The organism is Stenotrophomonas sp. CFBP 13718 (assembly GCF_014842145.1).
Taxonomy (GTDB): domain Bacteria; phylum Pseudomonadota; class Gammaproteobacteria; order Xanthomonadales; family Xanthomonadaceae; genus Stenotrophomonas.
This window is the reverse complement of sequence record NZ_JACYVC010000006.1, coordinates 196,454-218,612: the sequence shown is the minus strand read 5'-3', so window position 1 is coordinate 218,612 and position 22,159 is coordinate 196,454. Positions and strand designations below refer to the sequence as shown.

Sequence of the window (22,159 nt, the reverse complement as noted above, 5' to 3'; positions counted from 1 at the left end):
TGGTCAATATCCTCACAGCGACGCGTTAAGGTGTCTGGCCTTCTTCCGCTTCCTGGAGCCCGACGGCGCTATGAAGAAAGCACTCCCGTTGCTGTTGGCCACCGCGTGGTCCAGCACTGAACTACGCGCAGAGGATGCGCCGTCATCCACTACCGCGCCCTACGCTGACATCGGCGGCGCGGTACGCTTCAACTACGGATGGCTGGACTATGGCCCCACCAGCAGGCTGCAATTGGAGCTGCTGCGCGCGGACATCAAAGCAGGCAGCGGGCCGCTTACGTTCTCCGCACAGTATCGCTGGTACGACGGCTTCGACGCGGTGCATCACGCGCAGGTCGGATGGCAGGCCACGGAATCCACGCTCGTTACCGCCGGCATCCAGCAGGTGCCCTTCGGCCTGCTGCCCACGGTGTCGCAGAGTTTCTGGTTCGGTGCGGGCTATTACCTCGGCATCGAAGACGACTACGATCCCGGCGTGGTGGTGAGTCACCAGCGGGGTGCGCACGCGTGGCACATCGGCTGGTTTGCCGGCGACGAATACGGCACCGGCTCCCGCACGGATCGGTATTCCTTCGACGTGGCGCAGGTGCCGGGGCTGCCCTACCGCGAACGCGACCGTGTGCACCTGCGCTACGAGCGGAGCACCGACTGGGCGGGCGGTGAGGTGTTGGTGGGCGCGTCGGGCTTCAGTGGCACCGTGCAGAACACACAGACGCGCCGCCATCACGGGCACCACGGTGCTGCCGTGCATGCGCAGTGGCAGCGCGAGGGCTGGACGGCGCAGGTGCAATGGGCGCGCTACCGTTACGACGTCCCCGGCGAGCGCATCGCGCTGTCCGCCTTCCAGGCGCCGTTCGAGATCGCCGCGCACGCGGATGTGCCGTCGGTGAACCTGGCTTATTCGTTCGGCGAGCAGCGCTGGCTGGATGACATCACCTGCTACAACAACCTGAGTGCGGCGCGCCCGGTGCAGCGCACGGCGGGCACGCGCACCTCCGTGCAGAACGTCAGCGGCTGCAGCCTGCAGAAGGGCATCATGCTGACCTACGTGGACTGGATAGCCGGCAAGGACATGTGGTTCGCTGGGGGTGAAGGCATCGGCATCAATGACGGAAGACCGCCGCGCTGGCGCTCGCGGCTCAATCTCAATGTGGGGTTCTATTTCTGAAATGTGTTACGCCGAGAGCGTGCTAGCTTAAACACCACTATCTTGGCGCTTGCGTGCAGATAGACCCACCAAAGATCATTAAATTAGCGGTCACTCAGACAATGGCGTTCTTTTCAAGACGGATGACGTGGTGAAGTTCAGTCTCGCAACGCCCGACGAGATATCGACCGAGATGGCAAGACGGATCAAGCTTGCACGCATCGCGCGCAACATGACGCAGGTCGATCTGGCGCAGCGGACCGGGGTCTCGCTTGGAACCATCCGCAAGATGGAGCGCACAGGCGACTGCGCCTTCAGGACAATCATCAAGGTTGCCCAAGCGCTACGCTTGGAAAGCGGCCTCGACAGGTTGTTCGAAATGGGTATCCAGTCCATCGACGAAATGATTGCGGTGGATCGGGCAAAAATCGTCATGCGCAGCCGTGCCAGCAGGCCAAGATCAAGAGCGTCAGCCCAACGGGTTGCAGTGACGCCCAGATGAGCCGAGCTTTGCAAGGGGGTTGACCAGTGCAGACCAAGCCATCGCCCCCATCGCCCCCCTCCCCTACAATGGTCAACCCGCGGCCACCCCGTGCCCGCACCCGTATCCCGATGGCCCCCGCGTGACCCAGAAGCAGCCCGAACACACCCCGCTCATGAAGCAGTTCTTCGCCGCAAAGTCCGAGTTCCCGGACCTGCTGCTGTTCTTCCGCATGGGCGACTTCTATGAGCTCTTCTACGACGACGCCCGCAAAGCCGCCCGCCTGCTGGACATCACCCTGACCCAGCGCGGCAGTTCAGGCGGCGCGCCGATTCCGATGGCCGGCGTCCCCGTCCACGCCTACGAGGGCTACCTGGCCCGGCTGGTCGCGCTGGGCGAGTCGGTCGCCATCTGCGAACAGATCGGCGATCCGGCCCTGGCCAAGGGGCTGGTTGAACGCAAGGTCGTGCGCATCGTCACTCCCGGTACGGTCACCGACGAAGCGCTGCTGGATGAGCGTCGCGACACCCTGCTGATGGCGTTGTCGCGCAGCAAGTCCGGTTACGGGCTGGCATGGGCCGATCTGGCCGGTGGTCGCTTCCTGGTCAACGAAGTGGACACCGACGACGCGCTGGAGGCAGAGCTGGCCCGTCTGGAACCGGCCGAACTGCTGGTGCCCGACGAAGACAACTGGCCCGAGTTCCTGCGCCAGCGCAAGGGCGTGCGCCTACGCGCGCCGTGGCTGTTCGACGCCGATAGCGGCCGCCGCCAGCTGCTGACTTTTTTCAAGCTGCATGACCTCAGCGGCTTCGGTATCGATGACAAACCGCGTGCCACCGGCGCGGCCGGTGCGCTGCTGGGCTATGTGGAAGAAACGCAGAAGCAGCGCCTGCCCCACCTGACGTCCATCGCGATGGAAGACGCGGGCGAAGCGATCGCCATGAACGCCGCCACGCGCCGTCACCTGGAGCTGGATACGCGCGTGGACGGTGATACGCGCAACACCCTGCTCGGCGTCCTGGACAGCACCGTCACCCCGATGGGCGGCCGTCTGCTGCGCCGTTGGCTGCATCGCCCGCTGCGCCTGCGCGATGTGCTGGTGCAGCGCCACCACGCGGTGGAAACGCTGATCGACCGCGGCGCGGAGGCGGACATCCGCGAGCAGTTCCGCCGCCTGGGCGACCTGGAACGCATCCTCACCCGCGTGGCCCTGCGCTCGGCGCGACCGCGCGATTTCTCCACGTTGCGCGATGGACTTGGCCTGCTGCCGGCCGTGCGCGAGGTGCTGGCGCCGCTCGATTCGCCGCGCCTGCAGGCGCTGCATCAGCTGCTTGGCGAGCATGACGACTGCGCGCGCCTGCTGGCCAGCGCGATCGCCGAAATGCCACCGCTCAAGCTCAGCGATGGCGGCGTGCTGGCCGATGGCTTCGATGACGAGCTGGACGAACTGCGCCGGTTGTCCACCCATGCGGACCAGTTCCTGGTGGACCTGGAGCAGCGCGAGCGCGAGAGCAGCGGCATCGCCACGCTGAAAGTCGGCTACAACCGCGTGCACGGTTACTACATCGAAATCAGCAAGGGACAGTCTGATCGCGCGCCGGTGCATTACACCCGCCGCCAGACACTGACCAATGCCGAGCGCTACATCACTGAAGAACTGAAGACCTTCGAAGACAAGGTGCTGTCAGCGCGAGACCGCTCGCTGTCGCGTGAGAAACAGTTGTACGAGCAACTGCTCGACACGCTGGGCGAGTGCCTGGAACCACTGAAGCAGTGCGCCGGCGCCCTGAGCGAACTGGACGTACTGGCCGGCTTCGCCGAACGCGCGCAGGCGCTGGACTGGTCGCGCCCGGAGCTGGAAACGGCGCCCTGCCTGAAGATCGAGCGCGGTCGCCATCCTGTGGTGGAAGCGGTGCGTGACCAGCCCTTCGAACCCAATGACCTGGACCTGCATCCGGACCGCCGCATGCTGGTCATCACCGGCCCGAACATGGGCGGTAAATCCACCTATATGCGGCAGAACGCGTTGATCGTGCTGCTGGCCCATATCGGCAGTTTCGTGCCGGCCAGCCGCGCGGTGATCGGTCCGATCGACCGCATCCTGACGCGCATCGGTGCAGGCGACGACCTCGCGCGCGGGCAGTCCACCTTCATGGTGGAGATGGCCGAAACCAGTTACATCCTGCACCACGCCACGGCGCATTCGTTGGTGTTGATGGATGAGATCGGCCGTGGCACATCGACGTACGACGGACTGGCGCTGGCCGATGCGGTGGCCCGTCATCTGGCATGGCACAACCGCTGCTACACGCTGTTTGCCACGCACTATTTCGAGCTGACCGCCCTGGCCGACGAACAGCACGAAGGGGGCCGCAGCGGCATCGCGAATGTGCATCTGGATGCGGTGGAGCACACCGACCAAGGCGGCAACGAGCGACTGGTGTTCATGCATGCCGTAAAGGACGGGCCGGCGAACCGCAGCTTCGGCCTGCAGGTCGCGGCGCTGGCCGGCCTGCCGCGGGCAACGGTGGCGCAGGCGCGTCGCCGTCTGGCCGAGCTGGAACAGCGTGGTGGCGAGACCCAGTCCGCTGCGGTTGCACCGCAGGCGCTGGATGCACCGCAGCAGTTCGGCTTGTTTGCTGCACACAATACGGCCGCGCTGGACGCCCTGGCGGCGGTCGATCCGGACGAGCTGACCCCGCGCCAGGCGCTGGAAGCGCTGTACCGGCTGAAAGCGCTGATCTGAGCCCTGCCGGCGCGGTAGTGACGCGCCGGAATCAGCCAGGCAAGCGGCAGCGGTAACGTTGCCGCCGCCGCACCCAGGTAGAGCCGACTTCAGTCGGCTGCCGCGACGCAACGCCAGCCCAACCGCTCTCAGCACTGTCGTGTCTGCCACTTGTCCGGGCAGACCATCGCTCTGATCCTGCGGCATCGTCTGCCACGGAATCATCCATGTCCTATACGACACCACGCCGTGACAACGCTATCGACGGCCTACGCGCGCTCGCCGTCATCGCGGTGATTTTATTCCATGTCGACGCCACGCTGCTGCCCGGCGGTTTCACCGGCGTCGACCTGTTCTTCGTCGTCTCCGGCTTCGTCATCAGCCAATCACTGGCCTCACGGCCGAACGACCACGCGGGCCGCTTCCTGCTGGATTTCTATCGGCGGCGGGTGCTGCGCCTGCTACCGGCGCTGCTGTTGGTGCTGCTGGTTACCTTCCTGTTGTCCGCACTGCTCATCCCGCGTGCGTGGCGGAACGAGCAGTTCGACCAGACCGGCCTGGGCGCACTGCTGGGCGTCAGCAACTTCGTTCTGGCTTGGCAGGGTGGCGATTACTTCTCGCCCGGTGCCGATCTCAACCCCTTCCTGCACACCTGGACGCTGGGTGTGGAAGAGCAGTTCTACCTGCTGTTCCCGCTGCTGTTCCTGGTCTGGCTGCGCGGCAGACACACACAGGCGTGGTCGCGGTGGCTGCTGCCGGTACTCGCACTGGCATCGCTGTGCTTCGGCGCTTGGCAGACGCGTTCTGCGCCGGTGTCGGCGTTCTACCTGCTGCCCGCACGATTCTGGGAACTGGCCTCGGGCGCACTGCTGTACCAGTTCGTCGCCACGCGTCGGCTGGCCCCCCACTGGCAAGGCTGGGCACTGCCGGGTCTGCTGCTGCTGGTGGTCGGCTTCCTGTTCGTACCGGAGTTGCTGTCCCCGGTCCCGGGGGTGATAGGCACCGTCGTCGGCACGCTGATGTTGCTTGCGGCGGCGACGGCGGCCGCCGGTGCCCAGCGCGCGCAGCCGTTGCTGCGCGCGCTGCAGTGGCGTCCGCTGGCCTACCTAGGCCGCCTTTCCTACGGACTGTATCTGTGGCACTGGCCGCTGCTGGTGCTGCTGCGCTGGACCTACGGCATGCAGGGCATCGCGTTGTGGGCCTATCCGGTGCTGTTGCTGATGCTGGCCAGCGCGTCCTACCACTGGGTGGAATGCCCGGTGCGCGCGGCAGGTTGGGGCAAACGCTGGCATCCCGGCAAGATCCTGCTCGTCGCAATGGCCGGGCTGGGTGTGTCCACGGCAGCCGCCTGGACCACCGTCCAGTACACAGACAGTCTGTCACTGAGCACCACCGGCGACGGCTACACCTGGCGGGCGCAGCGGCAACCGAAGTGGATGCCGGTTGAAACGATCGATGCACCTGCACTGGCGGGCCGCAATCTGTTCGTGGCCGGCGACTCGCACGCGGCGGCGTATCGCAACATGGTGAGCATCGCGGCGCGGCAGTTCGACCTCAACCTGCACATGGATGAGCGAGGCGGTTGCAGCATCGTCAATCTGTTGCGTGCCAGCAGCGACCAGTGTGCGCCCTACCTGGAACGCGTGCTGTCCGGGATCGAACGCGATGCGCGGCCCGGCGACATCGTACTGCTCGCGTCCCTGCGCATGCCGGAACTGCGCGATGTGGACTTCAGCGGTGGAGAGGAGGCAGCCTTTGCCACGCTGCGTAATGAGCGCAGTGCGGCTGATGAAGCTGCAGCCGAGCGTGAGGCGGATGCTGTGCTGGCGCGACTGGAACCGCTGAAGGTGCAGGTCATCATTGATGCCCCCCTGCCGGTGTTTCGTTCGGCCGCTTACCGGTGCTCTGACGCTTTCAACCGGATGAACCCGGCCTGCGCCGGTGGGCTGAGCGTGTCCCGCGCACAGATGGAAGCACTGCGGGCCCCACAGATGGCGCTGCTGCAACGCTTGGCCGCGCGGTACCCCGCCGTGCACATATGGGACCCCATGCCACTGCTATGCACGGCTGAGCGCTGCACGGCGATGGATGGCGAGCAGCCGTTGTTCTTCGATCAGGATCACCTCAGCGGGCACGGCAACCGGGTACTCCTGCCTGATTTCGACCGACTGCTGCTGCGGATTGGCCAAGGCACCGAGGAGTGACAGGGGCCGGGCTTGTGGTTGGCGTGTTCGAGCGCGGCGTGAGGCCTTCGCACCGGGCTAGTGCACGCAGCGCTATGCTCGGGCGGTTTCCCATCCACCGCCCAGGAGCTCCGCCATGAATGCTTCCTCGCTCACTTCCACTCTCCTCCAGCAACTGCAGCAGGGCCCTGCCCTGCAGCAGGTATCCAAGACGCTGGGCGTGGACAGCAACCAGGCAAGCCAGGCCATCCAGTCCGCCCTGCCGCTGCTGATGGGGGCGCTGGGCAACAACGCCAGCAACCCCCAAGGCGCGCAGTCGCTGCTGAATGCCTTGCAGCGAGACCATTCGACCGTCAGCGCGGCCGCTCCAGGGGCTGCGTCCGGGGGCCTCGATCTGGGGGGCCTGCTCGGTGCGGTGCTGGGCGGCGGCGGCGGCCAGGCCACCAACGGTGCAGGCATCCTCGGCCATGTGTTCGGTGGCCAAACGCCGCAGGCTGCCCAGTTGCTCGGCCAGAAAACCGGCCTGGACAGCGGCAGGTCCAACCAGTTGCTCGCCCTGCTCGCGCCCATTGTCATGTCGTACCTGGCACAGCGTTTTGCACAGCAGGGCAATGCCGGCCAGCTCAGCCAGGAATTGGGTCAGGAGGCGCAGGCCTCCGGCATGGCCGGCGGTGGCCTCGCTGGCCTGCTGGATCAGGATGGTGACGGCAAGTTCGGGATCGGTGACGTCATGAAGATCGGCAGCGGCTTGTTCGGCAAGCGCCCCTGAGTCGATTGCGAAAACGCATGACGTGCAGGCCCTGTCCTATAGCCCAGACCTATCAGCATGGTTGAATAAATCGACTGTACCGATTGCGCATACGTGCTTAGGTTGGTCAGGTCGATCCTCCTCGCCAGTACACAGGTAGCTACCCATGAAAAGCGAAGCAAAATGTCCCTTCAACCATGCCGTCACTGGTGAAGGCACCACCAATCAGGATTGGTGGCCCAAGCAGCTGCGCGTTGACCTGCTCAACCAGCATTCCGCGCGCTCCAATCCGCTCGATCCGCAGTTCGATTACGCCAAAGCGTTCAATCAGCTCGACTACGCCGCCCTCAAGGCCGACCTCACGCAGCTGATGACCGATTCGCAGGACTGGTGGCCGGCCGACTTCGGCCATTACGGCGGCCTGTTCGTGCGTATGGCGTGGCACAGCGCGGGCACGTATCGCGTCGGCGATGGCCGCGGTGGTGGTGGCCGGGGTCAGCAACGCTTCGCTCCCCTCAACAGCTGGCCGGACAACGTCAGCCTGGACAAGGCACGTCGCCTGCTGTGGCCGATCAAGCAGAAGTATGGTCAGGCCATCTCCTGGGCCGACCTGCTCATCCTCACCGGCAACGTCGCGCTGGAGTCCATGGGCTTCAAGGTGATCGGCTTTGCCGGCGGTCGTGCGGACAGTTGGGAGCCGGACCAGGACGTCTACTGGGGTCGCGAAACCACGTGGCTGGGCGGTGACGAGCGCTACAAGCACGGCTCGGAAGGCGTGGAGAAAGCCGGCGGCGTACTGGTGTCCGATGACGATGCCGATGGCGATGTGCATTCGCGCAAGCTGGAAAACCCGCTGGCCGCGGTGCAGATGGGCCTGATCTACGTCAATCCGGAAGGTCCGGACGGCAACCCGGATCCGGTGCTCGCCGCGCATGACATCCGCGATACGTTCGGCCGCATGGCGATGGACGACGAAGAGACCGTTGCCTTGATCGCCGGTGGCCATACGGTCGGCAAGACGCACGGTGCCGGCCCGGCCGACAATGTCGGCGTTGAACCGGAAGCGGATGACCTGGAACACCAGGGCCTGGGCTGGCGCAACCGCTACGGCAGTGGCAAGGCCGGCGACACCATCACCAGCGGCCTCGAAGTGACGTGGACGCGCACGCCGGCGCAGTGGAGCAACGACTTCTTCGAGCACCTGTTCAAGTACGAGTGGGAGCTGACCAAGAGCCCGGCCGGTGCGCACCAGTGGGTGGCCAAGGACGCCGAGGCGGTCATTCCCGATGCCTTCGATTCGTCGAAGAAGCACCGTCCGAGCATGCTCACCACCGACCTGGCGCTGCGCTTCGACCCCGCGTACGAGAAGATTTCGCGGAAGTTCCTCGCCGATCCGCAGGCCTTCGCCGATGCCTTTGCACGTGCGTGGTTCAAGCTGACCCACCGTGACATGGGGCCGCGTGCGCGCTACCTGGGGCCGGAGATCCCGGCCGAAGAATTCGTGTGGCAGGATCCGGTGCCGGCCGCAACGCAGCCGCATATCGATGCCAAGGACATCGCCACGCTGAAGCAGAAGATCAGCGCAACCGGCCTGAGCATCGCCGAGCTGGTGTCCACGGCGTGGGCCTCGGCATCGACCTTCCGCGGCGGCGACAAGCGCGGTGGCGCGAATGGTGCGCGTGTTCGCCTCGCCCCGCAGAAAGACTGGGCGGTCAACCAGCCGCAGCAGCTCGCCAAGGTGCTGGCCGCACTGGAAACGGTGCAGTCCGAGTTCAATGGCCAGGGTGGCCATCAGGTTTCACTGGCCGACCTGATCGTGCTCGCGGGCGGTGTCGGCATCGAACAGGCCGCCAAGGCGGGGGGCCATGACGTCAGCGTACCGTTCACCCCGGGCCGTACCGATGCCCGCCAGGAACAGACCGATGTCGACTCGTTCGCGGTGATGGAGCCGGCGGCCGATGGCTTCCGTAACTACCTGAAGGGCCGTTACAGCGTCCCCGCCGAATCACTGCTGATCGACAAGGCGCAGCAGCTGACCCTGACCGCGCCCGAACTCACCGCTCTGGTCGGTGGCCTGCGCGTGCTGGGCACGACGGTGGACGGCAGCAAGGACGGTGTACTGACCGACCGGCCGGGCACGTTGAGCAACGACTTCTTCGTCAACCTGCTGGACCTGGGCACGCAATGGAAGGCTGCAGGCGATGGCTATGAAGGCATCAGCCGCAGCGGCGGTACCACGCGCTGGACCGCAAGCCGTGCGGATCTGGTGTTCGGCTCGCACTCGGTGCTGCGTGCGCTTGCCGAGGTGTATGCCAGCAACGACGGGCAGAAGAAGTTCGTGCAGGATTTCATCGCCGCCTGGACGCGCGTGATGGAACTGGACCGCTACGACCTGCACGCGTAAGCCTGCGCAGTGCGGGCGACAGGTACCGGTGTGATGCCGGTACCTGTCGGCAAGGACGGGCGAGCGTGTTCGCTGAAGCGGCGCGCGCCCATGATGCAGTTCCATTACGGTCACGTCATAGGTAGAAGCGTCGGTTCCTGACCTATGCGATTGACGCCATGACGGCTAGATAGCGTCCAGATCACCCAGGGCACGGATCAACTTGCGCGCCCGCTTGTCCGGCTTGTGTTCCGGCGCCTGGTAGCCATCACGCGCAGCGATGCGCAGTGCGCGCTTCTCGGCACGCCGCGCCTTGGACGCCTCGGTTTCGACGTACAGCTGCTGCGCCATGGTCGCCGGCCCGCGTTGATCACTGAGCGCGGCCACCGCGATCTCGAAGTGCTCTTCGCCCCGTTCGATGGTCAGCTGCTCGCCCACACGCACCGCACGTGATGACTTCGGTCGCTGTCCGGCCACGGCCACCTTGCCGGTGTCCACCGCCTGCTTGGCCAAGCTGCGGGTCTTGAAGAATCGTGCCGCCCACAACCAGATGTCCAGACGGACGCTGGGCTGCGGCAGGGAAAGCTCGGTCATCGACAGGGGTTGCTCCGTTCGCGGATTCAAGGTGATTGTGCTCAGGACATGCGGGCTTCCCTCCAGCAATCAAGGTTCCCCCGGCTGCCTGCAGTACCCATCGGTGAATGATTCACCGCCACATCCTGCAGACCCGCCAAGTGCTAGTGTTCGCGCACGTCCGTTCGATCCCCAGTCCATGGCAAAAGCGCCCCTTGACCTGACCTCCGGCCCGATCGGCCGCAACCTGCTGCTGTTCTCGCTGCCGATCCTGGCGGGCAACATCGCCCAGTCGTTGAATGGCTCGGTGAATGCGGTCTGGGTCGGGCGCTTCCTCGGCGAGGCCGCGCTGACGGCGACAGCCAACGCCAACAACATCATGTTCTTCCTGATCGGTTCGGTCTTCGGCATCGGCATGGCGTCGACGATCCTGATCGGGCAGGCCATGGGCGCCAAGGACATCAGCCAGGCGCGTCGGGTGATGGGCACCAGCGCCACCTTCTTCATCGGCCTGTCGGTGGTGATCGCGGTGGCCGGTTGGTTCCTTGCGCATCCGCTGCTGTCCGCGATGGGCACACCGGCCGAGTCGCTGCCCCTGGCCGAGGCCTACCTGAAAGTCATCTTCCTCGCGATGCCCACGCTGTACGCGTTCGCCTTCCTCAGTGCGGCCATGCGCGGTGCGGGCGATTCGCGCACGCCGTTCCGCTTCCTGCTGGTTTCGGTCGCGCTGGATATCGTGTTCAACCCCTTGCTGATCTTCGGGCTGGGCCCGTTGCCCGAGCTCGGCATCGCGGGCGCCGCGTGGGCGACCCTGATCGCGCAGACCCTGTCGCTGATTGCGTTGCTGCTGTACATGCGCCACAAGCGCCACGTGCTGTGGCTGGGTCGCAAGGACATGGCGCTGTTCAAAGTGGACCTGCCGATCCTGAAAGCGCTGGTGGTCAAGGGCGTGCCGATGGGCCTGCAGATGGTGCTGATCTCGTTGTCGATGATCATGTTGATGACCATGGTCAACCAGTACGGCACCGATACCGCAGCGGCCTACGGCGCTTCACTGCAGTTGTGGACGTATGTGCAGATGCCGGCGATGGCGATCGGCGCGGCGTGTTCGTCGATGGCCGCGCAGAACGTGGGCGCGCTGCAGTGGGGACGGGTGCGCGCCACCGCGCGGCAGGGCGTGCTGTTCAATTTCCTGATGACCGGCGTGCTGATCGCCCCGCTGATCCTGCTCGACCGCTACACGTTGGCGTTGTTCCTGCCCGACGGCAGCCAAGCGCTGGAGGCCGCGCGCCACCTCAACCACATCGCGGTGTGGTCGTTCCTGTTCTTCGGTGTCAGCTTCGTGATCTCCGGCGTGGTGCGGTCCACCGGCGCGGTGCTGGCGCCGTTGCTGATCCTGGCCGGGTCGTTGTGGGGCGTACGCGTGCCCTTTGCCGAACTGCTGCAGCCCTACCTGGGCGTGGATGCGATCTGGTGGAGTTTCCCGGCCAGTTCGCTGGTGTCGATGCTGCTGTCGCTGGCGTATTACCGCTGGGGTGGCTGGCGCAAGGCACGGATGATGGGTACCCCGGCACACGGCACGCCCGCCGAGGTCCCGGCCAGCCCGCCGTCCCCGGTCGCCGACCCGGATGCCGCGCTGGAGATGGCGGCACCGACGGCCGTGTCCCCGGCCGCCCCACCGCGCTGAGCCGCCGGTGGCACGCCACCACCGCCCGCGCCCCCCCGGATCCGGATCCTGGTCCGCGTCCGGGTCCAGGTAGAGCCGACTTCAGTCGGCTGCTCCATGCCCGGATCGGGTAGAGCCGACTTCAGTCGGCTGCCCCATGCCCAGCTCTGGTAGAGCCGACTTCAGTCGGCTGCTCCATCGAAAAGCAGCCGACTGAAGTCGGCTCTACCGAGGCACGAATCATCCCGTCGCGTCGAGTCATCCCGCCGCGTCGATTTATCCCGCCGCGCCGATTCATCCCGCCGCGTCGATTCATCCCGTCGCGTCGATTCATCCCCGCCACGCCGATTTATCCCGCCGCGTCGATTTATCCCGCCGCGTCGAGTCATCCCGCCGCGCCGATATATCCCGCCGCGCCGATATACCCCGCCGCATCACAAGGCGCGGCGCGATCTCAGTGGTTGATTTCGCTCCACAACGGGAGCCCAAGGCGCTGGCGCTGGTAGCGCAGCAGCAAGGCCATGCAGACGCCGAACAACAGCCCCGCCAGCAATCCCGCCGCCACCATCGTGGCGCCGGTCATGCCGGTGGTGCGCCAGAACAGCAGCCACATCGCCAGTCCCCAGCCGGCACCGAACCACAGGCCGGTGGTGAGCACGTTGGTGGCGAAGCTGGCCAGCACCGGCGGTGCCACGTCCCAGCCCAGTCGCCAGAACAGGCGATAGAGGGGCGGGGCGGACATCGCGCGTTTCGCACCGGCGGCATCCAGTTTCTGCAGGGCGCGCTGCACCTGCGGTGGGTAATGTTCGGGAATCAGGGGAGGTTGTGCATTCATCCCCGGAACATAGCGGCTCCCGCCACCCAAACGCAAACGGCCGCCCGAAGGCGGCCGTTGCGGCGACAACCGAAGTCGTCGACAGGTATTACTGAGCCTTGGCAGCCAGGCGCGCGGCCTTGGCCTGCGCAGCAGCAGCCAGATCTTCCTTGATGCGGGCAGCCTTGCCTTCCAGGCCACGCAGGTAGTACAGCTTACCGGCGCGGACCTTACCACGACGCTTCACTTCGACCGAGTCGATGATGGCGCTGTGGGTCTGGAAAACGCGCTCGACGCCGTAGCCGTGCGAGATCTTGCGGACGGTGAATGCGGAGTTCAGGCCGCCGTTCTTGGTCGCGATGACAACGCCTTCATAGGCCTGCACGCGCTCGCGGTTGCCTTCCTTCACCTTCACGTTGACGACAACGGTGTCGCCCTGGCTGAACTTCGGCAGTTCACGGGTGATCTGGGCAGATTCGAAATCTGCGAGGATGGACTTGTTCAGCTTGCTCATTGGGTTACACCGATTCGTATGTTCGGGTGGGTGTGTCGATTGACAACGTAGGGCTCATGCAGTCACTGGACTGTGCTGCACGTTTGTTATGTGTCGTGCACGTCGGCGGTGAACGGCCGAGGTAATCCGCGATTCTAGCCCACTCCGGGGCCAGCGCGCTAGGGTTTTTGATCCGTTGGCGGGACCTGGCGAGCCAGCTCCTGCCTGCCCTGCTCCAGCAGCTTGCGATCTGCCTTGGACAAGGTGGCCTCGTCCAGCAGCTCCGGGCGCCGCTGTGCAGTGCGTACCAACGATTGCTGGCGCCGCCAGGCAGCGATGGCCGCGTGATTGCCTGACCGCAGCACGTCCGGCACATTTCCCAGTGGATGCTGGGCCGGCTGGCTGAAATGCGGGCAATCGAGCAGGCCCAGTTCCCCTTCGAAGCTGTCCTGGGCGGCGGATTCGGCGTCGTTCAACGCCCCCTCCTGCAGCCGGGCAACCGCGTCGATGATCACGGCGGCACCGAGCTCGCCGCCCGACAGCACGTAGTCGCCGAGGGATATTTCCTCGTCGACCTCGCCCTGCAGGAAACGCTCATCGATGCCTTCATAGCGGCCGCAGAGCAGGATCATGCGCGGCAACGCCGCCAGTTCCCGCACCTTGGCCTGGGTCAGCGGCCGTCCCTGCGGGCTGAGGTAAATCAGCCGCGCCGGCGTCGGATCTGCCGCCCGCACCGCCGCCAGACACGCCTGCAACGGTTCGATCAACATCACCATGCCGGGGCCACCACCGAACGGACGGTCGTCCACCCGGCGGTAATTGCCTTCGGCGTAATCACGCGGATTCCAGCCATGCAGGCTGAAAAGCTGCTTTTCCTGCGCCCGTCCGACCACGCCCAGCCCAGCGGACTGGGCGAGGAATTCAGGGAACAACGTGATGACGTCGAACCGCATCAGAAGTCGGGATCCCAGTCGACCACGACCAGATTGGCGTCGAAGTCCACCGATTTGACGAACTCCGGCAGCACGAACGGAATCATCCGTTCACGGTCGCCGCGGGTGACCAGCACATCGTTGGAGCCGGTGGAAAACAGGTGCGACACCTGGCCCAGCGACACGCCCTCGACGGTTTTCACGTCAAGGCCTTCCAGATCGACCCAGTAATACTCATCGGGCTTCGGCGGCGGCAGCGCACTGCGGGCCACGTACACCTCGGTGCCACGCATCGCTTCGACCACATCGCGGTCGTCGACGTCGGGGAACCGTGCGATCAGATGCTTGCCGGTGTCGCGTCCGCGCACGCCGGTCAGCGTCGATTCCTGCCCCGAGGGGCTGCGCACGATCCACGGTTGGTAATTGAAGATGGCGGAACGTGGCTCGGTAAACGACTCGAGCTTTATTTCGCCGCGCACACCAAAAGCGCCGGCAACCCTGCCCAGCAGGATCCGGCGCTCGATATCTTTCATCTGCGTAGGCCAGACGGGCCGCGCGGGGCGCGGCCCTTCATGATCAGGCCGCAGCGGCCTGGGACTTGGACGCTTCCTTGATCAGGTTGCGCACCTTGTCGGTCGGCTGGGCGCCGTTCTTGACCCAATGGTCAACGCGGGCCAGGTCCAGCTCGATACGCTTCTCGGCGCCCTGGGCAACCGGGTTGTAGAAACCAACGCGCTCGATGTTGCGGCCATCACGGGCGCTACGGACGTCGGTCACGATGATGTGGTAGAAGGGACGCTTCTTGGCGCCGCCGCGGGTCAGTCGAATCTTGACCATGGTGTATTTTCCTATGTAACCCAGTCGCCAGGATGGCGCGGTAAGCCGGCGATTATAGCGGCAGCTTTCGTCCGCGCCAACCCCAGCGGACCTTTCCGGGCTGAATGGGCTGTCAGTCCGGAGGGCGGGACGGCACCGCTTGCTCGTCCAGTGATTGCCAGGCAACGGCGGCCATGACGCTCCGGGCCCGTTCGGCCAAGGCGATGGAATCTGGCAACAGACGCCCGTCAATGCCACCCAACGGCCAGATGCCGCTCGCGTTGCAGGCAAACGCCGCCGTGGCCGTGGCCAGTTCCGCCGCGTGATAGGCGCGCTGCACCTGAGGCCCCTGCCAATGCGCCTGCAGCAGTGCCTCGGCCGTACCGCGCAAGGCCGGCGCCTGCGGCCATACCAGCTGTTCGCCATCGAGAAATGCCACATTCCAGGTGGTGCCTTCACTGACCAGACCATCCGCGGTCAGGAACAGCGCATCGTCGAAGCCGCCCGCCATGGCATCGCGCCGCTGCTGGAACAGGCCGAACGTCCCCACGTGCTTCAGGGCCGGCAGCTCACGCTGATAGCCGATGCTGCGCACCGCGCGCACGGCGGCCAACTGCACCGGCGCCCCCACGGCCACCAGGACGTCCACCGGCACGGCAGCCAAGGGATCGCGGAAATCGAAGGCGCGGGAAAATACGGTGACCCGCATTGAAGCGTCCGCCATCTCCGCGTGCTCAACCGCATATGCCATCCAGCGCCGCACCTGCTGCGCCTCCAGCGTCGTGCCGAACAGCGTGCCGGTGGCCTGCACCAGACGGTGCAGGTGCAGGTCCAATCCCTGCACCGCGCGATCGCGCACCTGCAGCGATGTGAAGTGACCGTAATTGACCAGTGCGGCGGACAACGCGGCGGCGTCTGCCGGCTCACCGTTGCACCAGACCGCGCTCATCACCGGGCGATGATCAGCGGAACGGCAGGCCGCGGCCGCCCATGGCGCCCATCATGCCCTTCATGCTGCGCATCATGCCCTTCATGCCGCCGCCGGCCATCTTGCTCATCATCTTTTCCATCTGCATGTACTGCTTCATCAGCTTGTTCACGTCAGACGGCTGGGTGCCCGAGCCGCGCGCGATGCGGGCGCGGCGCGAACCGTTGAGCAGGCCCGGATTGCGGCGTTCTTTCTTTGTCATCGAGCCGATGATCGCGATCATCCGCGGCACTTCCTTGCCCTGGCTGACCTGCTGCTTCAGGTGCTCCGGGATCTGGCCCAGGCCCGGCAGCTTGTCCATCAGGCCGCCGATGCCGCCCATGTTCTGCATCTGCTCCAACTGGTCACGCATGTCGTTGAGGTCGAATTTCTTGCCCTTGGCGACCTTCTCGGCCAGCTTCTGGGCCTTGTCCTTGTCGACCTGCTGTTCAACCTGCTCCACCAGCGACAGCACGTCGCCCATGTCCAGGATGCGGCTGGCGATACGGTCGGGATGGAAGACATCCAGGCCGTCGGGCTTTTCGCTGACACCAACGAACTTGATCGGCTTGCCGGTGATGTGCCGCACGCTCAGCGCGGCACCGCCACGCGCATCACCGTCGGTCTTGGTCAGCACCACGCCGGTCAGCGGCAGCGCATCACCGAAAGCCTTCGCGGTGTTGGCCGCATCCTGGCCGGTCATGGCATCGACCACGAACAGGGTTTCCGCCGGATTGACCGCTGCGTGCAGGGCCTTGATCTCGGCCATCATCGCTTCGTCGATCGCCAGACGGCCGGCGGTATCGACAATCAGCACATCGACGAACGACTTGCGCGCATCGTCGATGGCCGCGCGGACGATCGCTTCCGGCTTCTGGTCGGCGCTGGACGGGAAGAACAGCACACCCACCTGGTCGGCCAGCGTCTTCAACTGCTCGATAGCGGCCGGACGGTAGACGTCGGCCGACACCACCATCACCTTTTTCTTGCGCTTTTCCTTCAGGTGCTTGGCCAGCTTGCCCACCGTGGTGGTCTTGCCCGCACCCTGCAGGCCGGCCATCAGGATGATCGCCGGCGCCGGCACATTGAGGTTCAGCTCGCTCGCTTCAGCGCCCATCACCGCGGTCAGCTCGTCGCGGACGACCTTGATCAGCGCCTGGCCCGGGGTCAGCGACTTCAACACTTCCTGGCCGACCGCGCGCTCCTTGATGCGCTCGATCAGGGCCTGCACGACCGGCAGGGCAACGTCCGCTTCCAACAGCGCGATGCGTACTTCGCGGGTAGCGTCGCGGATGTTTTCCTCGGTCAGGCGGCCACGGCCACGCAGGCGCTCGATGGTGCCGGAAAGGCGCTGGGTCAGGGACTCGAACATGCGATGCAACCTGTCTGGAACGGGGAACAATGAGGCATACAGTATAGCCGGTCCGGGAAACGGGACCGGTAGCGCCGGGCCGTGCTTGGGGGACGCTGTGCGGGATTGTGATGCCCGACGCGGGCCGCGCTTCGCGCTCGCCGACCCTGGGTCGGCGCTACCGGGGTTCCGGGCCTCGGTGCCGCCGGCCCGGGTGCGACCGACGGGTCGTCGCTACTGTGCTGGGGGTGTGCGAAACTTCTACGATGACAATCGTTCTCATCGCTGCCCTGCTCTACCTGACCGCTTCCGTGATGCTGGTGCGCGCGGTCGGCAGCGATGCGCCCCGCCCCAATCGCGGCTGGGTGTGGGCGGCGGTGCCGGCCACCTTGCTGCATGCGGGCTACCACGTGCAGGTGGCGCTGCAGAATGCCGGCGGCCCGGACATGCACTTCTTCGCCGCACTCTCACTGGTGGGCCTGGGCATGGCCGGCCTGACCTCGCTGGTCGGTGCGCGCGGGCGCATGGCGGCGCTCGGCGTGGTCGTGTTCCCCTTGGCCGCGCTGCTGCTGGCCGCGTATCACGGCTATGGACACGAACCAAGCCGGGAGCTGGGCTGGCGCTTGGCCAGCCATGCCTGGCTGGCCCTGCTGTCCTACGCCACGCTGAGCATCGCCGCCCTGCTGGCCATCATGCTGTGGCTGCAGGAACGCGCCCTGCGCCGCCGCGAGTTCCGCCCGTGGCTGCGCGCCCTGCCGCCGCTGGCCGATCTGGAATCACTGCTGTTCCGGGTGATCACCGTGGGCTTCGCCCTGCTGACCCTGACGCTGGTCACCGGCGTGCTGTTCGTCGATGACCTGCTGGCACAGAAGCTGGTGCACAAGACGGTGCTCAGCGTGCTCTCGTGGCTGGTCTTCGGTGTGCTGCTGATTGGCCGTCGCCGTTACGGCTGGCGTGGGCTGAAGGCCGTGCACTGGACCCTCAGCGCGATGCTGCTGCTGTTGCTGGCGTTCTTCGGCAGCCAGTTCGTGATCGAACTGGTATTCGGGCATACGACCCGGTAAAGCATCGGGCCGTATGCCCACGCATTCCTTACCGAGCGGCCGCGACACGCGATGACCCGGTAGCGCCGAGCCATGCTCGGCGGACACCCTCGCCGCACGCAAACCGCGAAGTGCGCCGCTGCGCTCGCCGCGCATGGCGCGGCGCTATCGCTACTGCGCAGCGGCTTCCAGCGCTTCGGACAGCCGCTCCACGGCGATCACTTCCATGCCCTTCACTGCGCCGCCCTTCGGCGCGTTCGCCTTGGGCACGATGGCGCGCTTGAAGCCGTGGGTCGCCGCTTCACGCAGGCGGTCTTCGCCATTGGGCACTGGACGGATCTCGCCGGACAACCCGACCTCACCGAAGGCGATGGTCTTTTCCGCCAGCGCGCGATCCTGCAGGGACGACAGCACCGCCAGCAGCACCGGCAGATCCGCCGCGGTTTCCTGCACGCGGATGCCGCCGACCACGTTGACGAACACGTCCTGGTCGCCCACCACCACGCCACCGTGGCGGTGCAGCACCGCCAGCAGCATCGCCAGCCGGTTCTGTTCCAGCCCCACCGCCACGCGGCGCGGATTGGACAGCGGCGAGGAGTCCACCAGTGCCTGCACCTCCACCAACAGCGGGCGGGTGCCCTCGCGGGTCACCATCACGCAGGAACCGGGCTGGCGCGTGCTGCCGCCGGACAGGAAAATCGCCGACGGATTGGAGACCTCTTTCAGGCCCTTGTCGCCCATCGCGAACACGCCCAGCTCGTTGACCGCGCCAAAGCGGTTCTTGAACGCCCGCAGCAGGCGGAAGCGGCTGCCGCTCTCGCCCTCGAAATACAGCACCGCATCCACCATGTGCTCCAGCACGCGGGGCCCGGCAATGCCGCCCTCCTTGGTGACATGCCCGACCAGGAACACGGCCGTGCCGGTCTCTTTGGCAAAGCGCACCAGCCGCGCGGCGCTCTCGCGCACCTGGCTGACCGACCCCGGTGCGGCGGTCAGCGATTCAGTCCACAGCGTCTGGATCGAGTCGGCTACGATCAGCCGCGGCTTGGCCTTGCCGGCATGCTGCAGGATGGTTTCCACGCAGGTTTCGGCCAGCGCGTTGACGCCTTCCAGCGGCAGCTCCAGACGGTGCGCACGGCCGGCCACCTGTGCCAGCGATTCTTCGCCGGTGACGTACAGCACCGGCAACTCGGCCGCCATCAGGGCCACCGCCTGCAGCAACAGAGTGGACTTGCCGATGCCAGGATCGCCACCGACCAGCACCACCGCACCTTCCACCAGGCCGCCGCCGAGCACGCGGTCGAACTCGCCGATACGGGTGCTGACCCGGATGTGGTCGGTCTGCGCCACGTCCTTCAGCGCGGTGACCTTCGGCGGGTCGATCTTGCCGGCCCAGCCACTGCGCCGTGACGCCGGTGCGCCGGCAGCGGCGGCGCTTTCCACGACGATCTCCGACAGCGTGTCCCAGGCCTTGCACTCGGTGCACTGACCCTGCCATTTGCTGTAGTCGGCGCCACATTCGCTGCAGACGTAGGCGGTACGGCTCTTGGCCATGATGATTCCGGTTGCGCGTTGGACGGCGAGCATAGCCGAGCGCCGTCGCAGGTGCTGCGACCGGGCGACCTGACCGTCACCTGACCCGTCGTGTGAGGCCACGCTCAGGTTGAAGCCGGACCGGTCGATAAGATACGCGCCGCCTTGCCCGCACCCCCACGTTTCCCAAGGATTTCCCATGACTGGCAGCTACAGCCAGAGCCTCGTCCTGTTCTCGCTGCTGGTCGCGATCCTTGCGTCCTATACCGCGTTGGACATGGCCGGACGACTCGCGACAACCCAAGGGCGCGTGGCGCGCTGGTGGCTGGCCGGCGGCGCGACGGCAATGGGCCTGGGCATCTGGTCGATGCACTTCATCGGCATGCTCGCCTTCAAGCTGCCGATCCCGATCGGCTACGACCTGGCCATCACGTTCTATTCGCTGGCCGTGTCAGTGGGCGCTTCCGCATACGCGCTGTGGCTGGTCTCACGCCCCCTGCTGCCGACCCATCGCCTTGTCGCCGGCGCGGTGCTGCTGGGGCTGGGCATCGCGACCATGCATTACCTGGGCATGGCGGCGATGCGCATGCAGCCGGGCATCGACTACGACCCGCTGTGGTTCACCGCCTCCATCCTGATAGCCATCGGAGCCGCCGGTGCGGCTCTGTGGATCGCCTTCCGCCTGCGCGCCGAGCGGCGCAACACCCGCAGCCTGCGTGGTCTGGCCTCGCTGGTGATGGGCGTGGCCATCGTCGGCATGCATTACACCGGCATGGCCGCCGCGCGCTTCCCCGCCGACAGCCTGTGCGGCGCGGTGATCGATGGCGGCATCGATGCGCAGTGGCTGGCGGTGCTGGTGATCGTCACCACCCTGGGCACCATCGGCATTGCGCTGGTGGCCTCGCTGTTCGACCGGCAGATGCGCGAACGCACCGGCCTGCTGGCCGAGTCGCTGGAACGGGCCAATGACAAGCTGCTGCAGGCCGCCCTGCACGACCCGCTGACCCAGCTGCCGAACCGCTCGTTGCTGCAGGATCGCATCGAACAGTCCATCGAAAAGGCGCGCCGCCGCCACCATGGCGTCGCGGTGATGTTCTGCGACCTGGACGGCTTCAAGACCGTCAACGATGCCTACGGCCACCAGCTGGGTGACCGCCTGCTGGTGAAGGTAAGCCAGCGCATCGGTTCGTTGTTGCGACCGCAGGACACCTTGGCGCGCCTGGGCGGGGACGAGTTCGTGATCGTGCTGCCCGTGGACGAACCGGACGATGCGGTGGTGGTGGCAGAGCGGATCATTGCCGCAGTGGGCAAACCCTTCAGCATCGAGTCGGCCGAACTGCAGGTCACTGCCAGCCTGGGCATTGCGTTGTATCCCGACGATGCCAACGACGAGCGCCAGCTGATGGCCAATGCTGATGCGGCGATGTACCACACCAAACAAGGCGGACGGAACGGCTATACGTTCTTTACGCCATCGATGCAGGTCAGTGCGAACCGCCAGTTGCGGCTGCTGCAGGACCTGCGCCGCGCGACCGACCGCGGCGAACTGCTGCTGCACTACCAGCCGAAGTTCATGGCCTCCGGCGCACCGGCCGTGGGCGCCGAGGCCCTGCTGCGCTGGCAGCACCCGGAGCTGGGGATGCTGGGACCGGATGTCTTCATTCCTATCGCAGAGCGCAGCGGGCTGATCCTGCCGATCGGTGACTGGGTGCTGGATCAGGCCTGTGCGCAGCTGCGTGCGTGGCACGACGCCGGCCATCCGCACTGGACGATGGCAGTGAACCTCTCCCCGCTGCAGTTCGCCGCCCCCGGCCTGGTGGAAACGGTGAAAGAGACGCTGCAGAAGCACGGCCTGGAGGCGGACCGGCTGACGCTGGAGATCACCGAAACCACGGCGATGAAAAACGTGGAAACCAGCCTGCAGATCCTCAATGCGCTGACCAGGCTGGGCGTGCGGATCTCCATCGATGATTTCGGCACGGGGTATTCCAGCCTGCTGTACCTCAAGCGCATGCCCGCGACCGAACTGAAGATCGACCGCGCCTTCGTGCGCGACCTGGAGCAGAACGCGGAAGACGCGGCCATCGTGTCATCGATCGTGGCGCTGGGCCGTTCGCTGCAGCTGAAAGTGGTGGCCGAGGGCGTGGAGACGGCGGGCCAACGCGATTACCTGAGCAACCTGGGCTGCGACCAGTTGCAGGGCTATCACCTGGGCAGGCCGATGGCCGCCGAGGATTTCCTGCGCAAGGTGGGATGAGCCACCGGGCCGCTGCGCTCGCCGAGCATGGCTCGGCGCTACCGATG

General features: G+C 66.0%; 18 protein-coding genes. 9 read left to right on the top strand and 9 right to left on the bottom strand.

The features are described 5' to 3' along the window. Window positions 1-70: 70 nt before the first annotated feature. The 6 genes from IFT58_RS11965 to katG all read left to right on the top strand — a co-directional run bounded on the left by IFT58_RS11965 (window position 71) and on the right by katG (window position 9,688). The gene (locus IFT58_RS11965) at window positions 71-1,168 is read left to right on the top strand and encodes a hypothetical protein (RefSeq protein WP_192095153.1); all 1,098 of its coding nucleotides are present in this window, start codon (window positions 71-73) and stop codon (window positions 1,166-1,168) included. 130 nt (window positions 1,169-1,298) lie between these two features. After that, a complete protein-coding gene (locus IFT58_RS11960) occupies window positions 1,299-1,649 on the top strand; it encodes a helix-turn-helix transcriptional regulator (RefSeq protein WP_192095152.1) in 351 nt (116 codons plus the stop codon). Between the two features lie 154 nt (window positions 1,650-1,803). Beyond that, window positions 1,804-4,374, top strand: a complete 2,571-nt coding sequence (mutS, locus tag IFT58_RS11955) for a DNA mismatch repair protein MutS (RefSeq protein ID WP_192095192.1) — start codon at window positions 1,804-1,806, stop codon at window positions 4,372-4,374. Between the two features lie 206 nt (window positions 4,375-4,580). Beyond that, the gene (locus tag IFT58_RS11950; protein ID WP_192095150.1) at window positions 4,581-6,557 is read left to right on the top strand and encodes an acyltransferase family protein; all 1,977 of its coding nucleotides are present in this window, start codon (window positions 4,581-4,583) and stop codon (window positions 6,555-6,557) included. Window positions 6,558-6,672: 115 nt separating this feature from the next. After that, entirely contained in the window at window positions 6,673-7,305 is a 633-nt protein-coding gene (locus IFT58_RS11945; RefSeq protein ID WP_192095149.1) for a DUF937 domain-containing protein, read from the top strand. A gap of 145 nt (window positions 7,306-7,450) precedes the next feature. Continuing rightward, a complete protein-coding gene (gene katG / locus IFT58_RS11940) occupies window positions 7,451-9,688 on the top strand; it encodes a catalase/peroxidase HPI (RefSeq protein ID WP_192095146.1) in 2,238 nt (745 codons plus the stop codon). Between the two features lie 165 nt (window positions 9,689-9,853). Here katG and IFT58_RS11935 read toward each other — a convergent pair whose 3' ends face one another. Next, entirely contained in the window at window positions 9,854-10,261 is a 408-nt protein-coding gene (locus tag IFT58_RS11935) for an RNA-binding S4 domain-containing protein (RefSeq protein WP_192095144.1), read from the bottom strand. A 178-nt stretch (window positions 10,262-10,439) separates the two neighbouring features. Between IFT58_RS11935 and IFT58_RS11930 the strand changes: the two genes are divergently transcribed. After that, complete coding sequence (locus IFT58_RS11930; protein ID WP_192081715.1) at window positions 10,440-11,927, top strand: MATE family efflux transporter; 1,488 nt, start codon at window positions 10,440-10,442, stop codon at window positions 11,925-11,927. A 433-nt stretch (window positions 11,928-12,360) separates the two neighbouring features. Here IFT58_RS11930 and IFT58_RS11925 read toward each other — a convergent pair whose 3' ends face one another. The 7 genes from IFT58_RS11925 to ffh form a co-directional block, all read right to left on the bottom strand. Beyond that, a complete protein-coding gene (locus tag IFT58_RS11925) occupies window positions 12,361-12,741 on the bottom strand; it encodes a DUF6404 family protein (protein ID WP_188326555.1) in 381 nt (126 codons plus the stop codon). Window positions 12,742-12,829: 88 nt separating this feature from the next. Beyond that, complete coding sequence (rplS, locus tag IFT58_RS11920; protein ID WP_188326554.1) at window positions 12,830-13,234, bottom strand: 50S ribosomal protein L19; 405 nt, start codon at window positions 13,232-13,234, stop codon at window positions 12,830-12,832. A 158-nt stretch (window positions 13,235-13,392) separates the two neighbouring features. Beyond that, the gene (trmD, locus tag IFT58_RS11915) at window positions 13,393-14,166 is read right to left on the bottom strand and encodes a tRNA (guanosine(37)-N1)-methyltransferase TrmD (RefSeq protein WP_192095143.1); all 774 of its coding nucleotides are present in this window, start codon (window positions 14,164-14,166) and stop codon (window positions 13,393-13,395) included. Further along, the gene (rimM, locus tag IFT58_RS11910) at window positions 14,166-14,678 is read right to left on the bottom strand and encodes a ribosome maturation factor RimM (protein ID WP_188326552.1); all 513 of its coding nucleotides are present in this window, start codon (window positions 14,676-14,678) and stop codon (window positions 14,166-14,168) included. Before rimM ends, trmD begins: the two co-directional genes overlap by 1 nt. Before the next feature lie 43 nt (window positions 14,679-14,721). Continuing rightward, window positions 14,722-14,982 carry a 30S ribosomal protein S16 gene (gene rpsP, locus IFT58_RS11905; RefSeq protein ID WP_188326551.1) on the bottom strand — a complete coding sequence of 87 codons (261 nt, stop codon included), beginning with the start codon at window positions 14,980-14,982 and terminating at the stop codon, window positions 14,722-14,724. A 112-nt stretch (window positions 14,983-15,094) separates the two neighbouring features. After that, window positions 15,095-15,910 (bottom strand): aminotransferase class IV, encoded by an 816-nt coding sequence (locus IFT58_RS11900; RefSeq protein WP_192095141.1) that lies wholly within the window; start codon window positions 15,908-15,910, stop codon window positions 15,095-15,097. Window positions 15,911-15,923: 13 nt separating this feature from the next. Further along, window positions 15,924-17,300: a signal recognition particle protein gene (gene ffh / locus IFT58_RS11895; RefSeq protein ID WP_188326549.1), complete on the bottom strand. Its 1,377-nt coding sequence runs from the start codon at window positions 17,298-17,300 to the stop codon at window positions 15,924-15,926. 245 nt (window positions 17,301-17,545) lie between these two features. Here ffh and ccsA point away from each other — a divergent pair, with 245 nt between their 5' ends. Beyond that, complete coding sequence (gene ccsA, locus IFT58_RS11890; RefSeq protein ID WP_192095139.1) at window positions 17,546-18,343, top strand: cytochrome c biogenesis protein CcsA; 798 nt, start codon at window positions 17,546-17,548, stop codon at window positions 18,341-18,343. Between the two features lie 150 nt (window positions 18,344-18,493). Here ccsA and radA read toward each other — a convergent pair whose 3' ends face one another. Further along, window positions 18,494-19,876: a DNA repair protein RadA gene (gene radA / locus IFT58_RS11885; protein ID WP_188326547.1), complete on the bottom strand. Its 1,383-nt coding sequence runs from the start codon at window positions 19,874-19,876 to the stop codon at window positions 18,494-18,496. Between the two features lie 178 nt (window positions 19,877-20,054). On the opposite strand from radA, the gene IFT58_RS11880 reads away from it, so the two are divergent. Further along, on the top strand, window positions 20,055-22,112 hold the full coding sequence (locus IFT58_RS11880) for a bifunctional diguanylate cyclase/phosphodiesterase (protein WP_192081712.1): 2,058 nt from the start codon (window positions 20,055-20,057) through the stop codon (window positions 22,110-22,112). Window positions 22,113-22,159 lie beyond the last annotated feature (47 nt).